Consider the following 19812-nt stretch of genomic DNA (forward strand, 5'->3'; position numbering starts at 1 on the left):
CTACGCCCGGCCATCCTCACCGGAAGCCAGGTAGTCCAGGAGAGGGCGGAAAGCCGCCACATCGGCCGGATCCGCCGCGTCGATCCCACCCGGGCCCGGAGCGCCCGGCGAGGGTTGCTGTGGGTCGGGGTTGTCGGTCATCTCGATGTCGCCCGACGACGAGGCCTCCCGCTCCTCCGGCGACGCCCCGGGTAGCTGGCCAGAACGCGCCTGTGACCCGCTCGCGTCCTCCCTCCACGCACTGGAGACCCCCGACTGGCTGATGAGACCGCCGGACAGTGTGGCTACGTCGGCTTGCTTAAGGTCCTTTTTCGTTCGGGCCCACTCTTTCATCAGGTACGACATCGGACCGCTCAGTGCGTTGGCTTTCCTTTCCAGAGATATCCAGTCTGGAATCTCGATCGTCGCCAGGAAATCCTTCAGGTTCATGGCGTCATTGTCACCGGGCTTGAAGGCGACCATCTGATCCAGCAACTGCTTCAGCTCCGGGGTCAGCTGGACAGAACCCGACTTCGACCCACCCACGTCCACCTGCGGCATCTTTTGCCACAACCTCCCGACCTCGGCGTGGCTGGTGAGGTTGCCGGACCAAAACGCCACCGATGCATTGCTGTAGGGGTGGCCGTGGGGGTCGGACTGTCCCTTCAGCGACCGGGTCCAGTCGTTCACCCAGTCTCTCAACTCCCCCGAAGCCGTTTCCCACACGCGGGGCAGAACCCCGTCTGGGAGCCTGCCCGCCAACCACTCACGAAGGTTGCGACCGTCCGTGCCGGGCCGGAAGCCAACCACGTCTTCTCGAGTGATGGCGCCGGCTGGGAGCTGTCCGGCACCCGGCCTCTGGCTCACGCGCCCCACCACAGCCGCCCCGCTCGCGCTGGCACGCGGCCTGAAGGGAAACCGCGGCTGGACCCCGTCCGGTGCCCCGAGCCCCTCGGGTAGCTGGCCAGAACTCGGCTGCGACCCGCCCGGGTCCGCGTTCCAAGCGTTTTGGACCCCTTGGCGGCTGATGAGGCCGCCGGAAAGCTTGGCTATCATCACCGGACGGGAGCCGAGGTGGACCTTCGTCCTTCGGGCCCACTCTTTCACCAAGTACGACATCGGTTCGGTTAGTGCGTTACGTCTCCTTTCCAGAGATATCCAGTCTGGAATCTCGATCGTCGCCAGGAAATCCTTCAGGTTCGTGGCGTCATTGTCACCGGGCTCGAACGCGACCATCTGATCCAGCAACTGCTCCAGCTCCGGGGTCAGCTGGACAGAACCCGGCTTCGACAACGTTCGGACCCCAGAGGCGTCGATGAGGCCACCAGACCATGAGGCCACCGACTCCACGCTGTAGGGGCGGCCGTCGGGGTCGGACCCCTGCAGCGACCGGGCCCAGTCGTTCACCCACTCCCTCAACTCCTCCGAAGCCGTCTGCCCCTCGTCGGGCAGTTCAATCCCGTCTGGGAGTTGCCTGCCCGCCAACCACGCACGGAGATTGGGACCGTCCTTGACGGGCCGGAAGCCAACCACGTCCTGCCGAGTAATCGTGGCGGGCATGTAGTGGCCGGGATTGTCGGGGTCGTCCAGCAGCGCCGACAACGGCGAACGATCAACCGGCACCCCCACCGACGGCACCGGCTGCACCCCCACCACCGGCGGCACCTGCGGTGCGGGCTCGACGGCGTCACCACCCGACTCACCGGTATCCGCCGACTGGTAGCCGGGGAACCCTGGCGGCACGTCGTAACCACGTTCCCAAAACTCCGCCGCCGTGGACGGGCCCAACCCAGCACCAGCACCAGCACCAGCACCAGCACCAGCACGGACAGCTGACACCTCAGAAGCCATCGCACCAGCCCGGCCCAACGAATCGATCTCACCCGTTCCCGCAGCGCCAGACGAGGATCGCTGTGGACCGGGGTTGTCGGTCATCTCGATGTCACCCGGGGCCGAGGTTTCCCGCCCCTCCGACGACGGCGACCACGCCTGGCCGCCAAGGGCCACTTCTGGCTGACCATGACCGGCACCGTCACCGAAAGCCAGGTACTCCGGAAGCTGCAGGCCACCGTCCCGGGAAGCCGCCGCACTGGCCGGATCCAGCGAATCGATCCCAACCGTGCCCGCGGCGTCGGGCAGGGATTGCTGTGGACTGGGGTTCTCGATTTCCTGCGGCGTCAGGCGCACCCCGCTGGCCGAGCCCTGCCCGACGATGTCGGCACGCAGCAGTCCGGCACGGCGGGCAACGGCCACGGCATCCATCCGATGACGGCGCACGCCCAGCTTACGCGCCGCCACGCCCAGGTGGGTTTCCACGGTTCGCGCCGATAGCCCGACCTTCGCCCCGATGGCGGGATTCTTCCACCCCAACGCCGCGTAGGACAGCACTTCGGTCTCCCTCTGCGTCAGCACAGCACTGCCAGCTGACCCCCCGGAAGCCACCACACCGGCCCACCCCTGCACAGCGATGTCGGCAGGCAGCAGCCCGCGCCGGCGGGCCTCCTCCACAGCCTCCAGCCGACTCTTCACGCCCAGCTTCCTCATCGCCTGGTGAACGCGTTTCGACACTGCCTTCGAACCTAGCCCGAGCGACCTCGCGAGGTCGGCATCCGTTTTACCCGCCGCCGCGTTGACCAGCGCTTCGATCTCCTTCACCGTCGGGTTCACCGCCGGCGCCGACTGGTCCGGTCCCACGACACGAGCCCCAGCACCATCACCGACAGCTGCCCCCCCGGAAGCCGCCGCACGGGTCGGATCCGGCGGGTGGATCGCACCCGGGCCTGCGGCGCCGGGCGGGGGTTGCTGTGAACCCGGGTCCACAGTCATCTCACCGTCGCTCGGAAGGTCCACTGGGTCCTGCCATGCCGGCACGACCCCGGCCGACCCACCAGGCTCGTCCGGTCCCGGACCCTCCGACCGCAACCTGGGGGTCGAGAAATCCAGAGCTTCCCACCGCACCGTCAATTGATCCCACTCACCGGGGCTGGGCGGGGGTTGCTGTGAACCGGGGTCCACAGTCTCCTCACCGTCGCTCGGAAGGTCCACTGGGTCCTGCCATGCCGGCACGACCCCGGCCGACCCACCAGGCTCGTCCGGTCCCGGACCCTCCGACCGCAACCTGGGGGTCGAGAAATCCAGAGCTTCCCACCGCACCGTCAATTGATCCCACTCACCGGGGCTGGGCGGGGGTTGCTGTGAACCGGGGTCCACAGTCTCCTCACCGTCGCTCGGAAGGTCCACTGGGTCCTGCCATGCCGGCACGACCCCGGCCGACCCACCAGGCTCGTCCGGTCCCGGACCCTCCGACGGCAACCTGGGGGTCGAGAAATCCAGAGCTTCCCACGGCACCGTCAAAAACCGATCCAACTCACCGGCATCGTCCGACTCGTAACCGGGGAATCCTGGTGGCACGGCGTGACCATCTTCCCAAACCTTTTGCGCGGAGGCCGGGCCCTGGGCCGCGCTGGCCGCGCCCTGCGGCCGTTCCGCAGGACCATCGCTGCCTACCACACCTGCATAGTGAGGCTTGAGAACATCCACGATGTCCTGCAGATCCTTCTCAGACAGACTCAGGACAATGTCATGCTTATGCGTGCCCATCAGGGACGCATTCTTTTTGTCAGGAACACCCGCCCCGTGCACCACTTCATGGACATACACCGTGGGCTTCTCACCGGCGGCCCAATGGCGCTGATCAGTCCCGCTACCCGGATTACCGACCGTGATCTCCTGATGGGCCAGATCGCGATCGTCCACGAATTGCACTTCCCACAGCAGCGGCTTGCCGACCTCCGGCAACGTCGGCGGGTTCTCGTTCAACGCGTCGACACCCGCCTGAGTGTCCCGCTGCACCTGCTTCACCGCGTCCGGCTGGCCCTCCACATACAACCGCCGCCGAATAGTCCACGAATCCGGACCCGGAACCATTTCGTACCGCACCGCGATCAACTCACCGAACAGCCGCCCCGTCCCACCCATGCCATCGAACGGATTCACGCCAGGCTTCGGCCGCCACAGCTCCGCGTCGATCTCGATCGTGGGGCGGATGTGGTTGGCGAGGGTGTGGAGGGCGGTTTGGTGGGTGGGGGTGGTGTTGGTGGCGAGGGTGTTGAGGGTGTCTGCCCAGTGTTCGCGTTGTTCGCGGGTGAGGTTGTGGCGGGCGTCGGTGAGCGCGGCGAGGTCGATGTTGACAGGTTGGTCGTCGAGGATGCCGGCGGTGAGGTGGAGGATGACGGCGTCGGCGTCGGCGTCGGTGGTGGGGGCGGGGTGGTGGTCGGCGAGGTGGGCGAGGGCTTTGACGGCGGTCTTGTCTGCGAGGTCGGGGCGGGTGAGCAGGTCGCGGAGGTGTTGTTGCCGGTTGGTGGGCGCGCCGGTGGTGGGGGTGTCGGCGTCGGGGGTGTCGGCGTGGAGGTATTCGTAGGCGTCGTGGATGCGGCCGTATTGGGCGAGGGTGAGTAGGGCGTGGTGGGGTGTGCTGGGGGTTTCTCGGGTGCGGAGTCGCCGGTAGGTGTCGTCGGTGAGGAGGTCGTGTTGGTGGGTGTCGAAGTAGCGGTGGGATTCGGTCGGGTCGGTGATGGTCAGCCACTGGTCGAGGGTGTCGGGGGCGGGTGGTGTGGGGTGCTGGATGACGTGTGCGCGCGGGGGCTCGGCTGGGGGTGGGGTGGTTGTGGTGGTGACGGTGCCGGCCCAGGAGCCGGCGGGTTTGGGTAGTGCGGGGATGAGTCCGTCGGGGGTGGTGATGTCCTGCCAGGCGCGGGCGAGGTCGGCGGCGGAGGCGGCGGTGGAGGCGGTGACCGCGGTGTTGAGGTCTTCGGTCTGTTCGGCAGTGAGCTTGTCGAGCAGTTCCTTGACGTGGCGGCGGTCGATGCGGGCGTTGATGTCGTCGGCGAGGGTGCCCATGTCGCGGGCTGTGGTGTCGCTCAGCCGGCTGGCGAGGGTGTGCAGGGTGGGGTGCCAGTTGTGGCGGTGGTCGGTGTGCCAGGTGGAGGCGATGGCCCGGTAGGTGTCCAGCGCGGTGGTGGCGGGGTCGAGGACGGCGGCCACGGCGCGCAGGACGGTGGAGTCGGTGGTGGCGTGCGGGTCCGCCTGTGGTGTGGCGCCCGGGTCGGCGGCGATGAGGTCCGCCAGTGCGCGCAGGCCCGCGGGGGCGGCCGGGTCGACGGGGTCGACGGCGGTGACGGCCTGGGTGATCACGTCGTGGCGGGCTGCCGGGTCGGGGGATTGGAGGTATTGGTAGGCGGTGGTGTGTTGGCCGGTGCGGATGGTGTCGAGTAGGGCCCGGTGAAGCGGGGCCGCCGGGTCGGTCGAGCTGGACCGGGTGGCGAGTTGCGCCGCGGTGGTGTCGGCCTGCAGCGCGGCGAGATTGTCCTGCGTGAATTGTTGTGCGGCGGCCCAGTTGTCGTGGTACATGAGCCAGCTGGTGAGTACGTCGGGTTCGATCTGGGTGATGGCGTGGGCGCGGTCGAGGACGTCGTGGAACTGTGCGGTGGTGAGGGAGCGTTCGGTCGGGCCGGGGGTGAGTGGGTCCAGGAGCCAGTAGGTGCCGTCGGTGTCGATGCGTGCCGCGGCGGCGCCGACCGGTCGGGCGATCCACAACCGGGTGCCGGGTCGCAGGGTGGGTGGGCGCTGGGTCAGTGGCCCGGTGGTGGTCCATCCGGAAGGCAGGGTGGGGGCGAGCAGTCGCCGGGTCCGGCCAGCTCGTGCCTGTGCGGTGTCGGTGTCGTGGCGGGCGATCGTGGGGGCGGTGGTGGGTTCGCCGGGCAGGCCCTGGGTGATCCATTTCCGGGCGCGGTCGTCGGCGCGGTCGCGGACTTTGGGTGCGGGGTCGGTGAGTTCGCGGAGGAGGGTGGCGTGGTTGTCCGCGTCGGTGAGGACGGTCTCGGGGATGCCGAACTTCAGGGCGTTGTCTTTGGTGGTGGTGATTTCGGTCGCGCCGTACGCGGTGACGGTTTCTGTTCTGTCGCCCTTGCGGACGGTGATGTGGTAGGTGACGGGGGCGTAGATCAGGTAGACCTGGTTGTCTCCCCGGTTCCAGTTACGGACCTCGGTGGAGGGGGTGACGTCGGTGCGGGTGATCCCGACTTCCGCATAGGCGCCGGTGGCGTCGATGTTGCCGCGGGTGACCATGAAGGGGTCGGCGGGGATGCCAGCGCCGCCGGTGAGGGTGTGGGTTTTCCGTTGGATCGCCTGGTTCGCCTGCTGCATCAGGACGGTTTCGTGGTCGTATTTCTCCAGCTCCGCTTTTGAGACGGTGGAGATCTGCAGGCTCGGGTTGAGTTCAGCGCGGATCGTGATGTCGACGTTGTCGTAGGCGGAGTTTCCCGCGACCAGGGATGTGAACCGCTTTCCGTGCTCGGTCATCATCGCGCCGGTGTTCTTGGCCAGTTTGTCGTTGGTGAGTTGGGTGGCGGACGGGTGGACGTGGTAGGCGTGCTGCTTGGTCAGCAGGCCGGTCGAGTCCACCGCGTCGAAGATCGCTCTGACGCCGTAGGCGCCGGCGACCCGGTCCCACATGTCCAGTGGGCGGGTGGTCAGCGGGATGTTGAGGCCGACGGGTGACTGGTTTCGCAGCCGCAGTACTTCCAGCGGCACGGCCACCACTTTGTTCTCCACGACCTCGCCGGAGACCGCCTCGACGCCGCGCAACGCCCCGAAGGTGCCTCCACGCTCGGACTTGATTTCCTCGATGGTGTATTGGAAGGCGACGTCCTGGTCGAATTGGGCGGTCTTGTTGAGTCGGGCTCCTTCCATCCGGAGCTCGTTCCCGCCCACGCCGTCGATGGTGTCGTTGCGCTGGTATTTGCCGTAGGAGTATCCCCCGCGGACGAGCACCTCGTCGGGCACGACGCCTTGACCGCCGGCGGCGACCGCGGCGGTGTAGCCAAACCCGTCTATCTGTCGGCGGACCTTCAGGTTCGCCTCGTTGTCGCGTCGGTAGACCTTCAAACCCGTAGGGCCGTCCTGCGGGTTTTCCGCCCTCCCGATCGGCCGGGCCTGAATCAGCAGGAAGAAGCGGCGGTCACCGCTTTCGAACGGCCATCCCTTACCGCCGTCTCGAAGCTGCGCCACACTCGCTTCCGTCCAGGTGGGCAGCGATGCGACCTTGTTGGCCAGATCGTCACCGCCGAGCTGTGTCGCTTTCGCGGTCAGGTCGGCGATCAGCGGGCCGTGACCGAACGCGCTGTCCGCGCTGGTGTGCTGCCCGATCCACATCGTGGAGAAACTGTGGTTGTCCGTCAGGCTGGCCGGCGGCAGCGGCGACATGCTCCACAACGGCGCCGACGAGGCCGCGGGCTCACCGCCAGGAACAAGATTGTACGGGTCGTCGAACTTCGCCCGGTGCTGCTGCACGTCGGTGATCCGCACATTGACGAAGGCCTCACCGTTGTGGACGACCGGGGGCCCACCCGGCACCGGGATCGTGAACTCCACTTCGGAGCGGATCCACACGAACTTATTGTCCTGGTATCCGGCTCGATAGTTGCCGAGCGTGTCCACTCGGGAGTGCTCCTGGCCGGAGCCGAAAGTGAACCGGCCGGTGCCGGTGAAGCCGAAGTTCCACCCATCACGGTCCGGAAGCCAACTGGCTGCATCACTGTCGAGACCAAGCCCGCCCCTGACGATCACGTCGTTGTAGACGAGGGCTATCCGGCCCTGTTCTGCGCCGTCCTGGCCCTCCTGAACCTGCTGGTTGTACGGGAACCAGAACTTGTCGACCCGCGGCCTGCCCAGCAATTTCGTCTGAAATCCGATCGTCACCGGGCCAACAGGCAGCGTGCCCGCGCCGAACAAAGACCGCAACACCAACGACGTGAACAACGTCGGAGTGAAGGCCTTCCACACATTGGCTGCCCCCACCCGGCCTGTCGCCACCAGAGCAGCGGACAGCTCCTCAAAGCCGGTAGGGTCAGCAATCGCATAGATCTGAATACCCTCGGTGGCCAGAGCAGAAGGCGTCCGCGGCGGCGGCGTGCCATCCTGCGGCGGACTGACCACCAGCGTGGTCTCATCCTCCACCGACGTCGTGCCGTCGGGTGGGGCGGCGGGTGCACTGAGCAGGGCGGTCTCGTCGGTCTCCGGCAGCGGTGGCAGCGGTGGCGGCAGCGTGCCCTCGACCGGCGGCGGGTCCGCCAGGACGTCGGGTTGCAGTACGTCCGCCGAGCCCTTGACGCTGCCCCACTGCATGGCCTCGCCGTTCCCGATGAGCCCGAACAGGTGGAAGCGGAGGTCGGCCTTGTATCGCGCCGCCGGCAACTTCTGCCCATCGGTGTCGGCGGTCAGATAGCTGGAAAGGTTACGGCCCTGCTTCGCCGACGGGTATTTGGTTCTGCGCGCCGTCGCACTGAGAGGAACCGGATTCGGAGTCCCGGGATCCCGGCCGACGCCGTCCAGGTTCGTCAGACGACCGGTGACGTTGCGCGCGTAGATGATGTCCATGTCGGTCACCGCGACCTGGATTTCGTACGGCGTCATCTCCGTGAACCTGCTGTCGGTCACGACGGCGGACAGACCGCCGAGCAGGGTCCGGCTGGGGTCTGTGGGCGCATCCGGATGCGGCAGCTCGATAGTCACACCGGGCCGGCTCTTACCCGCACCGAACAGGTCGACGCGACGCGACAGCAAATTGTCGTCGGCCAACTCGTCCACCAACCGGACCCAGTTCTTGTGGGCCTGGTCCGGTTTGTTGATGCCGGCGCCGGTAGGGCCAGCCACCTCCGCCAACGCTTGGAGCGGGGTCTGCCCCTCGGCTCCCCGCGCGGCTGCCGGCAGGTAACCCAAGTCCACCAGGCGCGGGACGACCGTGTTGTAGATCGCCCGGTTACCTTCGATCTTTTCGACGTGATCCATGCCGAGGCCGGCGCCGGGACGCCACCACTGCTGGCGGCTTCGATCCTTCGCTGGTTCCACCACCCCGTCCGCGATGCTCGGCGCGGGCGCGCCCATGGCGTCCAGCAACGCGACCATCCGCTGGCTGAGGATCCTCTTCTTCTCGCTACCCGCGTCAGGCTTCGCCACCTCGGCCTGCATGCGCTCGATCAGTTTCGGGTTGGGAACGAACAACCGCTCCCCATCGGCGCGGCGCAGGTTGTACACGTCAACGGCGGCCAGCAATGCGTCGGCGGAACCGCCGTCCACCGACACGTTGTTGATCCTGGACGTGACCTCACCGTTGTTGGTCGCCTCCACGTTGAGCTTCGGGGCGAGATCGAAACCGACGGCCTGCAGCAGGCCACCGAGCCGTTTCGAGGACGTGATCAGAGCCCGGTGATTACGGCCCGCCTCTTGGCCTCGATGCTCCCGATGACGTATCCCGAAGCCGAGGCGAGGACCGCGGGGTATCTTGATTTGGCCGAAAAACCCACCACCGGCCCGCCGCTGCCGGTCCGCGCCGGCCATGCTACGGGCGATATTTCCCCGAATGTCGTCGAATCGCAGCTCGTTACTCATGTCGACCTCGCTGCGCTTGATCAGCGAGGTGATCTGAGCATCGGTCAACGTGAGATTCAGGCTGCGGTCACCACGCACCTCGTTGATGCGGAACATCCGCTGAATGTCGTCGCCCGAGTACCGGAGCTTGTCCAACTTGAGCGCGAGATCAGTGTTGTTGAGTTTGCCCTCTACGACCGGCCCCCAGAAGGCGAAATCGTCCGGCGACAACTGCTGACGCAGCACTGTCATCACCCGCGCGACCAGATCCAACCTGGTAATAGCGAAGTCAAGCTTCTCCAGCGGAAACTCGGAACGACGGCTGATTGGCTTGGGCACCAGGTAGTCCGGGTCCACCAGATGCGTATGGGCATTCGGTCCAGTGGTCGTCGGGTCCGGCCCGCCATTGTTCCGCAGCGTCTCGTCATGCGGCAGCAACGCCTGCGCCACCAGATACGGCAACGTGTCGCGGCGGACATCCCCCTCGGCGGTGGTGAACGTGAAGTCCCGCCACTTGCCGGTCGCACGGTCCTGCACCCGGGCCACCCACGCCACATCCACCCCAACCCGGCCACCGTCCTCCTTCATCCGCAGGAACTGGTACCGCGCCGGATTGTTGGACACGAACGACCGGGGACCCCACTGACGTGAGTGCAACGCGTGCCCTCCGACCTCGCCCTTCACCCCCGCGCCGGCCTGATAACTCCCCAAGAACTCACCAAAGAACAAACTCCCGTCAAACCGAGAGCCACCCGCCTCCTTGTAGGCGAACCAACGCAACTCCGCCTTGCCCGCCGCAAGAGTGCTCCCGTCTTTACCCCGCTTGACCCAGTTCCCCGCACCGCTGACCGGTTTACCCACCGGCACCGGCCACAACCGGACATCAAACGAACCATCAGCCGTCTCGAGCGCGATCCCCTCATCGAACGCCTTCCCCAACGACGACTTCAGCTTCTGCTCCACCACGCCGGCATTGATCGAACCCTTCGACGCCGGCGTGATCCGATTCAACCAGCCCGCCACATCCGGCACGAACGACGAAATATCCAGCACATTGTGGAACGACGTGATCAACTGACTGCGTTCGGCGATCTCCTCCGCCGTGTGACCAGGCAACGACGGCCGATACGACGCCGCCCCCTGATGATCAGCCGGCGACTTCCAACCCGCCGTCGCCAACTCAATCAACGTGCGCTCGTAGTGCAACCTGTCCCGGGTCGCCTTGTAAGCGGCGACAGCCGCCCTGCCCCCGACCAACCGGGCGACAGAACCCGCCGCACCACCGACCACCCGGGCAGCCGAACCCGCCGCGCCCCCGACAGCCCGGGCAGCCGAACCCGCCGGGCCACTGACGGCCTGGGCGGCAGAACCGGCCGCGCCCCCGACCGCGTTGGCGACCGTACCCGCCGCGGCCTCGGCCGCCCGGAAACCCGCCTCCACCTGAGCCTTTACCCGAGCCTTGACCGACGTGTCAGCCTCAGGAGCCGGCGCCTCAGACTCCCGCCTCCGCTCGTCCGATGCCAACGGCGTCGCAGGCCGCCACCCATCCGACTCCGCCAACGACACGGGCCGCGAGCCCTCCACGACCAGCGGCGCCGGCGCCGACTGCGACGACGGCGCAGGCTCCAACTCAGTCCTGACCGGCGCACCGGTCCTCGCGCTCGATTCCCGCCACCACCTCCGGGCCGTCACCGCATCGACCAGGCCCCCGGACAGCGCCGCCACCGTCGCCGCGTCGTGCAGATAGCCGTCGAGGGCCACCTCGCCCCGCAGCCCCTCCACCCAGGGCCGCACATATGCTTCCGCCTCCGGCCCCAAACGCCCGTTCTCATCCCGACGCAGGGACACCCAGGACGGAAGCCGCTGACTGTTCAGGAAATCACGGAAATTGGTGGGCCCCCTACCATCAGCAGACGGCCGCCACCCCACCACCTCCGGCGACGGAGCCGCCAACATCGCCGCCAACCGCTCAATGTTCCCGGCATCCGTCCGGGTGTCATTCAAAAACTGCTGCGTCATCCACCGGTAATCAGCGAACCCCGTATCCTCCGTGAACCACCGGTTCCGATAGTCCGCGAAATACTTACGGCGCACCCGCACCAATTTTTCGATCTGCCCGCCAGGAACCTTCCGACCAGAATCGGTGATATCCAACAATCCCCGGACCCGCGACTGCTCCTTCCGCCGCTCCGCCGGCGAATCCGCCATCCCCTCCCACTTCTCCGCCCTACGCTGGAACAGCGTCACCACCTGCCGATAACCACCATCCAACCAATGCCAACGCGCACCACCACCAACGAACTCCGACTTACCGAACGAACGCTGAACCTGACGACGCGCCCACGCCTGGAACGCGTGCGACTGCTCCCACTTGCGCCGCGCCCCCGACTTGTCCGCCACCAACCGCAACACGTCCATCGACAACGACGCCGAACCGTCAATTCCCAGCTTCACCTCGACCACACGACGCAAAGCAGGCACACCCAACGGCCCCAACGGCCGCGCACCCCGGAAATCCTTCCGATACTGCCGGTGCGCCAGCTGCACCACCGTGTCCAGAACCCGCGCGTCATCCGGACCCGTGACGGTCAACCCCGCCTGCCGCGCCAGCCATCGCACCTCCAACGCGCGCTCCGTCCACGGCACGTACGACGACGGCGCCTCCCGCCACCACATCCCGACCGTGACCGGATCCACCAGGCCACCAGACCACTGCGCCACCGTCTCAGGCGTCTCGGAATGACTACCGGCAGGGTGCAACCCCTGCACCCACGGCTTCACCAACGCCCGCACCGTCGGATCCGCCATCCCATCATCCAGAGACACCCCCGCCGGCAGGTCCTCGGACTGCTGCAACAGATCCCGGTACGTAGCCGGGCCCGTACCATCCGGCCGCCACCCCGCCAGCTCCGACGACAGCGCGGGACGCGACGAGACATCACGCCACCACTGCGCCACCGTGTCCGGATCGGCCAGACCACCGGACAGCCGCGCCACCGAGTCCGCCGTGTAAGCGGCGCCGCCCGGTGTGGACTCGTGCTGCAGCCCCTCCGCCCACTCCCGCACCACCGCCAGCGTTCCCGGCTCCAGACGCCCGTCCCCATCCGTACGCAGGGACACCCCGCGCAGCGTCTTCACGTGATCACGGAAAGTGGCCGGGCCCGTGCCGTCCGGGCGCCACCCCGCCCCCACCGGACTCCGCAACCCCGACAAATACTCGTCAATAAACTGATCAGGAGTCTTCACCCCCGCCGCAGAGCCAGCCTCTGGGCCGGTGTCCGCACCGGCCGCCCGGCCGTCCACGGACCTCACCGGCCCCAACACCCTGCCGAGAGTGCGGAAACCCGCCGCCCACAACAGCCCGTCGCGATCCACCGACCGCTTCGCCGCGTTCAGCCGATCCACATAGCCGTCAAGCACCGCTACATGATCAGCGGTAACCGTCTCTACCCCACCATCCACATACTCACGAACCAACGGCAAGAACGCACCAAGACGATTCGACGCGCCCCTGCCCGCCTCCATCTGGACCACCGTGGCAAGCCAAGAATCGTCCAACAGCCCAACGAGCGAGCCACCAGCCTCCTCTTTCAACTCCTGACGAAGGCCATCCACGCTCGCCCGCACCGCCGGATCGAACCCACCCCCACGCCAGTGATGAACCCGCGGCGCCCACTCCGCATCACCCAACAACCGATTCAGACTTTCTTCAAACGCTACCCGCACCTCATTACGAGCAGCCTCAAGCCCCTCCACCCCGTTCCCACCACGACTAATCTGGAAATCAAGAGCCTCCAACTCCGACTTCAAATCAACAAGCTCAGAAAACACCTCCTCCGGCGATCGAGGCACAGGCGGCGTCACCGGCACAGGCGGCGCAGGCGCAGGCGGCGTCACCGGCGCAGGCGTCTCCGGCCGATTCACCGACACAACGGACGATGTCTCGGACCCGACCTCACCCATGCCATCGCCCAAGGACCGGGCGACGGAATCGACGGCACCACCAGCCGGCCCACCGGCATCGGCCGGGTCCTGGCTTGGGAACCTTGGCGGCACGTCGAAGCCCTTGTCCCAAAACTCCTGCACAGCGGCCAGGCCCTGCGCCGCGCTGGCCGCACCCAACGGCCGCACCGCAGGACCATCACTGCCCACCACACCCGCGTAATGAGGCTTGAGAACGTCCACAATGTCCTGCAGATCAGCCTCGGATAAACGCCAATCAGTACCATGCTTATGCCGACCCATCAGCGACGAATCGTCCCTGTCACGCACACCCGCCCCGTGCACGACCTCATGGACGTACGCCCCAGGCTCTTCACCCGCCGCCCAACGACGCTGATCGGTCCCGCTACCCGGGTCTCCGACCGATATCTCCTGATGGGCCAGGGCCCGATCGTCCACGAACTGTACTTCCCACCGCAACGGCTTGCCGACCTCCGGCAACACCGACGGCCTCTCGTTCAACGCCGCAACACCCGCCAGAGTGTCCCGCTTCACCTGCTCCACCGCGTCCGGCTGACCCACCGCATACAGCCGCCGCTGAATAACCCACTCATCCCCCGGAACCAGCGCAAACCGCGCCGCGATCCGCTCACCACTCTCAGGCAGCCGCCGCACCCCACCCGGGCTGACATCAAACGCGTCCACGCCAGGCTTCCGCCGCCACCACTCCGCATCAATCTCGATCGCCCCCACCGAGCCCCGTGTCGTGGCGGCTTCTGCCGCGCTCGACGCGGCTTCCGTGGATGCGGCCACGCCGGCCAGATCTCCGCCCGCCAACGACATGTCAGTACCGATCGCCGCGCCCCCCGGCAGCGACACGTCACCGCGTACCGCACCGGCCACGCCCGCCGAAGGGTCCGGCTCGACCGGCGGGGTCGACGTCGACGTGGTCCGCGCTGCCACGTCCACGTGGTGCGCGAGGGCCGACGGGTCACGGGGGCGGTCGGTCCCGTTCGGTGTCAGAACGATGTACCAGATGCCGTCCGGTCCGGCGTCCTCGCCGGCCCGGCCCTTGGCCCAGGTGCCGAGCATCTGCATGCTGCCGGTGTGGATCTGGTTGCGGGCGGGTTCGTACCAGTGCAGTTGCGTGGTGGGCAGGACCACCCCGGCGGCGGCCGTGGACCCGGCCACGGCCAGCACCCGGGCACCCGGGCGTTGGTCGGCCGGCAGTTCACGGGTCGGTCGGCTCACGGTGAACCCGAGCCCGGGGACGGCGTCCAGCATGTCGGCGAGCATGTCGGCGCGGTACTGCGGGGTGTACGCCAGCCAGGCGGCGGCCACGGCGTCGGGGCGGCCGTTCTCCACCGGCCCGGCCGGCGGGGTGCTGGTGGGCTCCGGCCAGGCCGTGGTGTCCAGGCCGTCGGTCAATGCTTGTAGGCCGGCGGTGTCGACCGGCGGGACGGCCTGGGTGACCCACCGGTGGGCCAGGTACCCCTGGTGTCGGTTCAGGTTCTCCACCAGGCCGGTCACCGCCGTGGCGAAGTCGTGCCGCGACTCGATCTCCGCCTCGTGCAGGATCTCCAGCCGGGAGTTCACGTCGGGCCGGCCCCGGTGGGCGGCGAGGTCGTCCTGGACGCGCTGCGGCAGCCGCCGCACGGCGTCGTCGAGGGTCTCCGGACGGCCGGTGACGTCCAGCCGCACCACCTCTCCACCCGGGTGGGCGAGGTACGGCGACTCGGCGCGGGTGCCGCCGACGACCCGCAGTTCGACCGGGATCGTCAGGCTCGCGGCGAGGTCCCGGGCCAGTTGTACCCGGTCCAGTTCGTGTACGGCGGTCTCGTCCGCCGGGGCGGTCGCGGCGTTGTCGGCCTGCCGGGCCGGGTCGGTGCTCAGCAGCACGCGCGCCGGGACCGTGCCGCCGTGCCGGGTGCGTACCGCGCGTTCCAGTTCCGGGACGACGGACCGGCCGTGGCCGGAGCGGGCGATGTCGGCCAACGCCCCGTCCACGTCCACGACCGGGGTGCCGCGCGGGACCGGCGGGACCGGCAACGCCATCGCGTCGAATTGATGTTGTGCGGCGTCCCGGGCGGCCTCGCGGGCGGTCCTGGCCTCGTCGAGCATCCGTACCGTGGCGGTGTGCGCCTGCGCCGAGACGTCGCGGGCCCGGAACTCCTCGCTCGCGGTCTCGACCTGTCGGCGCAGGTCCGGCAGCTGCGAGCGGACCCGGTCGAGGTGCTGTCCGGCGTCCCGGAGGTCGCCGGTGGCCTTCTCCAGCGCCGTCCGGGCCGCGTCCAGTTCCCGCCGCGCCTGGTCGAGCGATGCCTGGGCGGCGGCCCGCCGTGGCTCGTCCTGGCTGGTGGCGAGGTCGTCGACCGCCTGCCGGGCCGTTGACTCCTGTTCTTGTCGCCGGGTCACCTCCGCGTCGAGTTCCCGCATCGCACGGTTGAGGTGGTCGATGTTCTCCTCGAGGCGGGCACGTTCACCCTCGGCGGTGGTGACGGCGGTCCTGGCGGCGTCGAGCGACGCCTCCGCGGCCTCCCGGGCACCCTGCGCGACCCGTTCGTCCCGGCGGGCCTGGTCGAGGTCGTCGACGGTGCGCTGGAGTTCCTGGGTGGCCTGCTGGAGGCGCTCCCGCGTCACCTGCCGCACCCGGGCCACCTCGGCGTCCGAAGCGTCCGGGGCCGGATCGGGATCCGGTGCCGTGATGAACAGCCGGTCGGCGAGGTGACGCAGTGCCGGCCCACGGGTGCCGGTGGCGTTGTCACCGAGGTGGCGGATCGTCTCGGCCCACTGTTGCCGCTGCGGGGCGGAGAGGGTGTCGCGGGCGTTGCGCACCAGTGTGGTGACGGCGTCATCGGCAACGGTCAGGCCGGCGAGCGCGTCGGCGGTGAGGTGCAGGATCTGCGCGTCGACGGCGTCGACCGGGCCGTCGAGGGTGGCCGCCAGGTAGCCGAGGGCGGACACGGCGGCCGGGTCGGCCAGATCCGGCCGGGCCAGCAGGTTGGTCAGCAGCTCCTGCCGCCCGGTCGGCGCTCCCGGCAGCGGGGTCGGGGTCCCGGCCGCTGCCGACGCCGGTGGGGTGGGGCCGAGCAGGTACCGGTATCCGTCGTCGAGGTGGCCGTAGCGGGCCAGGGTGAGCAGCGCGTCGCGGGCGGCGAGGTCGACGTCGTGGGGCAGTCCCGCCCGGCGGATCTGAAGCGCGCTGTGCGTCCGGTCGGAGAGCAGGTCCGCCCGGTGGTCGTCGAGGAAGGTACGGGAGTCGTCCCAGTTGCCGACGGCGAGCCACTCGTCGAGAGCGTCGGTGACCGGGGGCATCGGATGGTGCACGACGTCAGGCGGCGGCAGTGGGGTGTCCGCCGTCCCGGCCCAGGTGTCAGCTGGTGAGGGCAGCGCCGGGATCAGGTCGGCGAGGGTGGAGACGTCCCGCCACGCGTGGGCCAGGCCGGTCGCGGTCGTCCCGGACGCGGTCACCTCGGCGGCGACCCGGCTGGCCTCGTCCGGGGTCAGGCCGTCGAGCAGTCCGGCGACGCCGTGGTAGCGCATCCGTTCGACGACGTCGAGCGCGTCGCGTAGCGTCGCCGCGTCCCGGCCGGCTGCCGTGGGCAGCTCGGTCAGGGTTTGCAGGGTGTCCGGCCAGTTCTGCGGGGGGTTGATGGTCCACGCGGCGGAGGCGATGGCCCGGAAGGTGTCCAGTGCGCCGACGGCCGGGTCGAGGATGTCGGCCACGGCCCGCAGGATGCCGGCGTCGGAGACGGCCTCCGGCTCCGGCCTGGGCCGGGTCACCCGGGGGTCGGCGTCGACGAGGTCGGCCAGCGCCCGCAGCCCGGCCGGGGCGGCCGGGTCGGGCGGAGCCGTCGGGTCGGTCGGTGTCACCGCGGCCACCGCGTCGGCGAGCACTCGGTGCCGGGCCGTCGCGTCGGCGGCGGCGAGGTAGTCGTACGCGGCGGTCAGTTGTCCGGCCCGGATGGCGTCGAGCAGGGCACGGTGCCGGTCGAGGACCGGATCGCCGGCAGGTGCCGGGGTCGTCCCGGGCCGGGTCGCGTCGGGCTGGGCCGGTGCGGTCGAGGGTGACGCCGGCCGGGCCTGCTGCTGGTCCTGCGTCAGCCGTGCCGCGGTCGGGTCGGCGCGCAGCGCCGGGAGGTTGGCTTCCGCGAACTTCCGGGACGCCGCCCAGTTGCCGTCGTGGAGCAGCCAGCTCGTCAGCACGTCGGGCTCGACCAGGGTGATGGCCTGCGCCCCGGCGAGTACGTCCTGGAACTGCTGGGCGTCGAGGGTCCGCTCGGCCGTCCCGAGGGCGAACGGGTCGTAGAGCCGGTACGTGCCGTCGGCGTCGACACGTGCCGCGGCGGCACCCTGGGGGCGAGAGATCCACAGTCGGGTGCCGGGGCGCAGCGTGGCCGGCGCCTGCGGCAGCGGCAGCGGCCCGGTGGTGGTCCATCCCGGCGGCAGGACAGGGGCCAGCAGCCGCCGCGCCTGACCGGCCCGGGTCTGGGCGGTGTCGGTGTCGTGCCGGGCGGCGTGGACGGCAAGGGGGTTCGCGGGTCCGACGGGCAGTCCCTCGGTGATCCACTCACGGGCCCGGTCGTCGGCGTCGGCGCGGGCCTGCCGGATGTGCGTCTCCAGCTCCGGACCCAGCTCCGCAGCGGCGTCCATCTGCACCGGGGTGCGGCCCAGCAGCTCGTGGTAGAGGGCCATCTGCCGTCGCAGGCGGACCCCGGCCGCGTCGGCCCGCAGCTTCAGGTCACGGTCCAGGTCGAAGATCACCTCGGGGGCCGTGACCGGGGCGAACGTGCCGTCCGGGCCCTCCCGCAGCTCGACGATCCAGCCCTGCGGGTCGATCCGGTACCGGCTGGCCGCGCCCTGGTCGTCGGTGACGGTCAGGTCGAGGTGGGTCTTCAGCTCGAACGCCACCACCCGGGCCACGGTGCGCGGGTCCTGGCCGAGCAGTTGCACCTCCTCCGGTGGGGTGATCGGCGCGGAGCCGGGCGGCTGCACCGCCTGCACCCGCTCGACGATCTGGGGGATCCGCTCGGCGAACTGCCGCACGTCGGTGGCGGGCAGCACGGCACCGACCGCGAGCTTGCCGACCCGGTTCTTCCAGGCGGTCAGCTCGGCGAGGTCGGCGGCGGCCTGCTGCGTGGCGTTGAGCCGCTGGAGGTGGCCCACCGCCCAGTCCAGGGTCACCTCGTACCGGCGGCGGGTCTGCTCGGCGGCGCTGGCGGTAAGCCGGAGCGGGCTGACCAGGTCGTAGTGGTTGCCGATCTGGTCACGGATCAGCAGGGCCACGTGCTGGGGCGCCTGTTGGGGGTCGAAGGTGCCGGCGTCGATGACCCGGCCGGCCACCGGGGCGGCGGCCATGCCCGCCGGGGTCGCCCGTTCCAGCAGACCCTCCAGGCCGATCGTGGGGGCGTCGGCCGCCGGTGCGGGCCAGGCGGCCGGGTTGTTCGCCTTCCAGTCGTACCGTTCGGCGAGCGCGCGCTGGAGTTCGTGTACCTCGTCGGCGAACATCTCGTAGAACCCGTCGCCGCTCATCCAACCGGTGCCGGGGGCGTCGTCGGCCTCGAACCGCTCCGGTCCGATCGGTGCCAGTCCGGCGTCGCGGTGGAACGCGCTGTGCTGGTGCGGGACCGCGACGAAACGCCCCTGGAAGCGGAGCCGGACCAGGTACGTCTTCCCCTGCATCTTGAGGTGGTTCTCGAGCCGCTTGGTGTCGTCGAAGGTGGCGCTGTGGCTGGCCGGCGCGGTCCGGTTCGCGCCGGTGGAGATCCCGCCGCCGGCCGTCGTGTCCTCCTGCGGGCCGATGTTCGTCTTCCCGATCGGCGCGCCGTAGGACATCTCCGCGTCGACGTTGGGCCGCCACCGGTTGCGCGACTGGGTGGCCGAGGTGGTGAACGCGAACTTGGCGTACCGGCCGGTGCCGGTGGTGGCGAGCTCGCTGATGATGTCCAGCGAGTGCAGCTTGACGTACATCCGCATGGCGAGCCGGTTGTTGGACGAGCCGGGGACGAACAGGTGCGAGCCGAGCAGGTATCCGCCGTCGCCCAGCCCTTCGGAGAGGTGGTTGTCGACGTTGAGCCGGGACAGCAGGCCGTCGAGCGCCACGCTGCCCCGGTACAGCTCGGCGTTGGCCTGCGGGCCGAGCACTTTGCCCATGAGGTGCCGGGCGGCCGGGTAGAGGTCGTCGACCAGGGCGCCGCTGACGTAGGCGTCGCCGGGTAGCGACGGCAGCGCGCGCAGGTCCAGCTGCGGCGACCGGGGGACGGGGGTGGCCTCGGCCAGCCCTCGGGGCACCTTGAAGTCGATCCGCCCCTCGTAGTGACGGGTCAGCACCGGCTCCACCCGCGCGAGGGAGATCCAGTCGGCGAAACCGGCGGGCGCGTGGTGCAACGCCCAGTCCGCCGCGTTGTTCAGACCCGTCATCATGTGGTTCATCAGGTAGCTCGGCTGCCAGCCGTGCATCTGCAC

Annotated in this window: 1 protein-coding gene (only partly in view); it reads right to left on the minus strand. The window is 69.1% G+C overall.

Annotated features, from left to right (window positions below; genetic code table 11):
* A protein-coding gene (locus tag AB0G13_RS01005) for a LuxR C-terminal-related transcriptional regulator (protein ID WP_357866994.1) crosses the window boundary here: on the minus strand, positions 1-19812 show its 3' portion. 19542 nt of this gene lie beyond the right edge of the window; the window shows 19812 of its 39354 coding nt (coding positions 19543-39354); its start codon lies off the right edge, out of view; the stop codon is at positions 1-3.

It is taken from the genome of Micromonospora sp. NPDC023633 (assembly GCF_040640035.1).
Classification (GTDB): Bacteria; Actinomycetota; Actinomycetes; order Mycobacteriales; family Micromonosporaceae; genus Micromonospora.